Consider the following 6,462-nt stretch of genomic DNA (forward strand, 5'->3'; position numbering starts at 1 on the left):
GGGGGGGGGGGGGGGGGGGGGGGGGGGGGTGGGCGGGGGTGACGCCGTTCCGGCGGTATTTGGAGTGGTTGGCGGGGTGTGATGGTGAGGTTGCGCGTGGGGTGTGGGGGCGGGTGTTGGCGGGGGTGGAGCCGACGTTGCTGGTGGCGGGTGGGGTGGGTGGGTCGTCGGTGTTTCCCGAGCAGGTGGAGTTTGGGTTGTCGGTGGAGGGGACGGGGGCGTTGGTGGAGTTTGTGCGGGGTCGTGGGTTGACGGTGAATTCGGTGGTGCAGGGGGTGTGGGGGTTGGTGTTGGGGGTGTTGGTGGGGCGGAGTGATGTGGTTTTCGGGTCGACGGTGTCGGGGCGTCCGGCGGAGTTGGCGGGTGTGGAGTCGATGGTGGGGTTGTTCATCAATACGTTGCCGGTGCGGGTGGGGTTGCGTGCGGGTGAGCGGGTGGGGGAGTTCCTTGGGCGGTTGCAGGGTGAGCAGGTGGAGTTGCTGGATCACCAGCATGTGGGGTTGGCGGAGATCCAGCAGGTCGCTGGTGTGGGGCAGTTGTTCGACACCACGATCGTCGTCGAGAGCTACCCGCACAGCGAGGAGCTGTACGAGACCTCCTACCACGGTGTCAAAGTCGCCGGCATCGACGCACAGGACGCGGTGCACTATCCCCTGGGATTGGCGGTCAACCTCGGCGAACGTCTGATCGGCACGGTCGGCTACCGTGGCGACCTGTTCACCCGGGAGACCGCGCAGGCGGTGGCGGACAGGTGCCGGCGGATGTTCGAAGCTGTGCTCACCGACCCGGACCTGCGTGTGGGGCAAGTGGATCTGCTCACCCCCCAGGAACGGCAGATGCTCCTGCGGGACTGGAACGACACCACGGTGACCGGACGGCCGGACCGATGCCTGCACGAGCTGGTCGAAGAGCAGGTCAGCCGGACGCCTGACGCGGTGGCCGTCGCTCTCGGGGATCTTCAGGTCACCTATGCGGAGCTGAACGCGCGGGCGAACCGGCTGGCGCGGGTGCTGAGGGCAGCTGGAGTCGGTCCTGAGTCGTGCGTGGGCGTGCTGCTGGAGCGTTCGGTCGACGCGGTGGTGGCGATGCTCGCGGTCCTCAAGGCGGGCGGTGCGAACCTCCCGCTGCACGCGCAGTTCCCCGCATCCCGGATGAAGCTGATGCTGGCGGACACCGAAGCCGTGCTGGTGCTGGCCGATGAGGTGATGGCCGAGCGGGCGGAGCAGCTGGGCCTGCCGGTGATGCGGGTGGACGAGGCGGTGAACGAGAGCGATGGCACGGATCTCGGCATCGCCGTGGACCCGCGCCGCCTCGCGTACGTGATGTACACCTCGGGATCGACCGGCCGGCCCAAGGGTGTCGGCTTGACCCACGCCGGCATGGTGGGCCGGGTCCTGGATCGATCCTGGCTGGTCGAGGGCGGTGTCAGCACGCTCATGCACATGGCGACCTCCTTCCCGCCGTCCATCACCGAGATGTTCCTGCCGCTCCTGACCGGTGGCACCGTCGTGCCGCATCCGGGAGCAGAGCTGACCGCCAGGCACATCCGCCAGGCCGTGGAGCGGCATGGCGTGACGACGATGATGATCCCGATCGGGTTGCTGCGGGTGCTCGCGGAGACCGACCCCGCGTGCCTCAGCGGGCTCCGGGAGATCGTGACCGGCGGGGACGTCGTCCCGCCGGCGGTGATCCGGACCCTCCTGGACGCCTGCCCCAAGGCGACCTTCAGGAGCCACGGCGGCGCCACCGAAGCCTCCAGCTACGCGGTGCACCATCCGATGGACGCCACTCGCCCGGTGCCGGACTCGGTGCCGCTGGGCCGGCCGATGGACAACACGCAGGTGTTCGTGCTGGACGACTTCCTGCGGCCGGTGTTACCGGGCGTGGTGGGGGAGTTGTATCTGGCGGGGTCGGGAGTGGCGCGCGGCTATGTCGATCGTGCCGGACTGACGGCGGAGCGGTTCGTGGCGTGCCCGTTCGAGGTGGGGGAGCGCATGTATCGCACCGGGGATCTGGTGCGGTGGGGCGCGGACGGAGTGCTGGAGTTCGTCGGCCGGGTCGATGACCAGGTGAAGGTGCGGGGCTTCCGGGTCGAGCCCGGCGAAGTCGAGCATGCGCTCGCCGGCTGTCCGGAGGTGGAGGCGGCTGTGGTGGTCGCGCACGGGGAGGAACGTCGGCTGGTGGCCTACCTGGTCGGTCAGGTGGAGCTGGAGGCGGTCCGGGCGTGGGCGCGGGGGATGTTGCCGGAGTACATGGTGCCGTCGGTGTTCATGCGGGTGGATTCGCTGCCGCTGACCGTCAACGGCAAGGTGGACCGGCGCGCGTTGCCGGAACCGGATCTCACCGGTGTGACCGGGGATTACGTGGCGCCGCGTACCGCGACCGAAGAACGGCTGTGCGAGCTGTTCGCCGACGTGCTCGGGGTGGAGCGCGTCGGGATCCACGACAGCTTCTTCGAGCTGGGCGGCCACTCGTTGCTCGCCATGCGCCTGGTCAGCCGGGCCCAGACGAAGTTCGAGGCCGAAGTGTCCATGAGCGACTTGTTCGGCAAGCCGACCGTCGCGGAATTCGCCGGGCTGCTCTCCCGTCCCCGGAAGCAGCGCCCACCCCTCCGCAGGAGAACAGATCCGAAAGGCGCCCAGTGATTCCCCTTTCGTACGCGCAGCAGCGGCTGTGGTTCCTGCATCGTCTGGAAGGGACGAGCGGCACCTATAACGCGCTGCTCGCAGTGCGCCTCCGGGGCGGACTGGACGTCGCGGCCCTGCGGCTGGCCCTGGCCGATGTGGTGGAGCGGCACGAGAGCTTGCGCACGGTGATCGAGCAGGTCGGCGACCAGCCGTACCAGAAGGTGCTTGAGGCCGGCGTGGTGCTGGGTGTGGTGGAGGAGTGCGCCGAGGAGGATTTGCCCGCCGCGGTGCGGGCGGTGGCGGGGCGCGGGTTCGATCTGTCGGCCGAGATCCCGGTGCGGGCTTCGCTGTTCCGGCTGGATGCCGGGGAACATGTGCTGGTGCTGGTGGTGCACCACATCGCCGGTGACGGCTGGTCGCTGGCTCCGCTGATGCGGGACGTGTCGGTGGCGTATGCGGCACGGTGCGTGGGGCGGGCTCCCGGGTGGGAACCGTTGCCGGTGCAGTACGCGGACTACGCCCTGTGGCAGCGGGAGGTGCTGGGGGAGGAGAGCGACCCGGAAAGCCTCCTGTCGGAGCAGCTGGCGTATTGGACGGAGGCACTGGCGGGGTTGCCGGAGGAGTTGAGTCTGCCGTTTGATCGGCCGCGGCCGGTGGTGGCGTCGTATCGGGGTGGGGTGGTGGAGTTCTCCGTGGATGCGGCGGTGCATGCGCGGTTGGTGGGGTTGGCGCGCGAATGCCGGTGCACGGTGTTCATGGTGGTGCAGGCGGCGGTGGCGGCCTTGTTGTCGCGGCTGGGTGCGGGCAGCGATGTGCCGATCGGGGCGCCGGTGGCGGGCCGTTCGGAAGAGGCGCTGGAGGATCTGGTCGGGTTCTTCGTGAACACGCTGGTGTTGCGTACCGACGTGTCGGGGGATCCGACGTTCCGGGAGTTGCTGGAGCGGGTGCGGCAGGCGGATCTGGCGGCGTTCGCGCATCAGGATCTGCCGTTCGAGTTCCTGGTGGAGAAGCTCAACCCGGCACGGTCGGCTGCCCGGCATCCGCTGTTCCAGGTGATGGTGGCCCTGCAGAACAACGTCGAGGGTGAGTTCCGCCTGGACGGGCTGGAAATCAGCGAAGAACCCGTCGAGCTGGCCGCGGAGAAGTTCGACCTGACCTTCGAGATCAGCGAACGCAGAACCGTCGACGGTAGTGCTGGAGGGTTGGACGGCTCCCTGTCCTACGCCTGCGACCTCTTCGAGGCCGAGACCGCGCGGAGGATCACGCAGTGGCTGGCGCTCCTGATGAAGCGGGTGGCGTTCGAGCCGGATGTCCCGTTGAGCCGGACGCGGATCCTCGATGACGAGGTACGCGAGCTGACCCGGTGGAGCGGCACGCTGGTGGAGGGTGGGGCGGGTCGGTGTGTGCATGAGTTGTTCGAGGAGCGGGTGCGGTGTTCGCCTGGTGCGGTGGCGGTGGTGTGTGGGGAGGAGGAGGTCAGTTTCGCGGAGTTGAATGTGCGGGCGAATCGGTTGGCGCGGTGGTTGGTGGGGCGGGGTGCGGGGCCGGAGCGGGTGGTGGGGTTGGTGCTGCCTCGTTCGGTGGATCTGGTGGTGTGGGTGGTGGCGGTGCTGAAGACGGGTGCGGGGTATTTGCCGGTGGATCCGGGTGTTCCGCGGGAGCGGTTGGAGCGGATCGTGCGGGCGGCTGCGCCGGTGGTGGTGGTGGCGGGTGCGGAGCTTGATGGTTGCGCGGTGGTGGATGTGGCGGGTGTCGATGTGGCGCATCTGCCGGGGGAGGACCTGGAGGCGGGCGAGCGGTTGGGGCCGGTGGGTCCGTTGAACACGGCGTATGTGATTTTCACGTCGGGGTCGACGGGTGAGCCCAAGGGTGTGGCGGTGTCGCATGCGGGTGTGGCGGGGTTGGTGGCGGGTCAGGCGGAGCGGTTCGGGATCGGGCCGGACAGTCGGGTGGTGTTGTTCGCGTCGCCGGGCTTTGACGCGTCGTTCGCGGAGATGGCGGTGACGTTGTTGTCAGGTGCGGCGTTGGTGGTGCCCGAGCCGGGGGAAGAGGCGCTGTTCGCGGTGTTGGCGTCCTCGGCGGTCAGTCATGTGACGGTGCCGCCGTCGGTGTTGCGGGTGTTGCCGGAGGGCGGGGTGGCCGCCGGGACGACGCTGGTGGTGGCGGGTGAGGACTGCCCGGCGGGAGTGGTGGAGCGGTGGGCGCCGGGGCGGCGGATGGTCAATGCGTACGGGCCGACCGAGACGACGGTGTGCGCGACGGTCAGTGACCCGCTGTCGGCCGACGGTGGTGTGGTGCCGATCGGTCGGGCGTTGGCGGGGATGCGGGTGTTCGTGCTGGATGACCTCCTGCGGCTGGCGTTTCCGGGCGTGGTGGGAGAGCTGTATGTGGCAGGGCCGGGAGTCGCCCGCGGTTATGTCGGTGAGCCAGGGCTGACGGCGGAGCGGTTCGTCGCGTGCCCGTTCGAGGTGGGGGAGCGGATGTATCGCACCGGGGACCTGGTGCGGTGGGGCGCGGACGGGCAGCTGGCGTTCGTGGGCCGGGTCGATGACCAGGTGAAGATCCGGGGTTTTCGGGTGGAGCTGGGCGAGGTCGAGCATGTGCTGGCCCGCTGCCCGGGAGTGGATGCGGTCGCGGTCACGGCGCACGGAGCGGATCGCCGGCTGGTGGTCTACCTGGTGGGCCAAGTGGAGACCGAGGACGTGCGGGCCTGGGCGCGCGGGGTGTTACCGGACTACATGGTGCCGTCGGTGTTCATCGCGGTGGAGTCGTTCCCGTTGACGGTGAGCGGCAAGGTGGACCGGCGGGGCCTACCGGAACCGGACTTCGCCGAAATCTCGCAAGGCTATGTGCCACCGCGCACCGCGGTCGAGGAGCGGTTGTGTGGGCTGTTCGCCGAGGTGCTGGGGGTGGAGCGCGTCGGGATCGTGGACAGCTTCTTCGACCTCGGTGGTCATTCGCTGCTGGCGGTGCGGTTGATGAGCCGGATCCGGTCGGAGTTCGGAGTTGAGGTCGAGGTCCGGGCGTTGTTCCAGGATCCGACGGTGGGTGGGGTGGCGGTGCAGGTGGCCGGTGGTGTGCGACGGCGGCCGGAGTTGCGGCGGGTGGTCCGGCCGGAGCGGGTGCCGCTGTCGTTCGCGCAGCGGCGGATGTGGTTCCTGAACCTGCTGGAGGATCGCGGCGCGACGTACAACATGCCCTCGGTGCTCCGCATCCGGGGTGATCTTGACGTTGCGGCGTTGCGGCTGGCCCTGGCCGATGTGGTGGGGCGGCACGAGAGCCTGCGGACGGTGATCGAGCAGGTCGACGGCCTGCCGTACCAGAAGGTGCTTGAAGCCGGCATGGTCCTGTGCGCGGTGCAGGAGTGTGCTGAGGAGGACCTGCCGGCCACGGTGCGGGCGGTGGCGGGGCGCGGGTTCGATCTGTCGGCCGAGATTCCGGTGCGCGCGACGCTGCTTCGGCTGGGTGCCGGGGAGCATGTGCTGGTGCTGGTGGTGCATCACATCGCCGGTGACGGTTCTTCGGTGGGGCCGTTGTTGCGGGATCTGTCGGTGGCATATGGGGCGCGGTTTGCGGGGCGGGTTCCTGGGTGGGACTCGTTGCCGGTGCAGTACGCGGATTACGCGGTGTGGCAGCAGGAGCTGCTTGGGGAGGAGGGCGACCCGGAAAGCCTGTTGTCGGAGCAGTTGGCGTATTGGACGGAGGCTTTGGCGGGGTTGCCGGAGGAGTTGAGTTTGCCGTTTGATCGGCCGCGGCCGGTGGTGGCGTCGTATCGGGGTGGGGTGGTGGAGTTCTCGGTGGATGCGGGGGTGCATGGGCGGTTGGTGGGGTTGGC

2 protein-coding genes are annotated in these 6,462 nt (G+C 69.2%); both read left to right on the forward strand.

The genetic code is table 11. The features are described 5' to 3' along the window. Window positions 1-38 precede the first annotated feature (38 nt). Window positions 39-2,645, forward strand: a complete 2,607-nt coding sequence (locus ABGB17_RS38560) for an amino acid adenylation domain-containing protein (protein ID WP_347639311.1) — start codon at window positions 39-41, stop codon at window positions 2,643-2,645. Next, a partial coding sequence (locus ABGB17_RS38565; protein ID WP_347639313.1) for an amino acid adenylation domain-containing protein occupies window positions 2,642-6,462 on the forward strand: 3,821 nt, incomplete at its 3' end. The genes ABGB17_RS38560 and ABGB17_RS38565, both read left to right, overlap by 4 nt.

Origin of the sequence: Sphaerisporangium sp. B11E5 (assembly GCF_039871875.1) — a bacterium.
In the GTDB taxonomy this organism is placed as follows: domain Bacteria; phylum Actinomycetota; class Actinomycetes; order Streptosporangiales; family Streptosporangiaceae; genus Sphaerisporangium.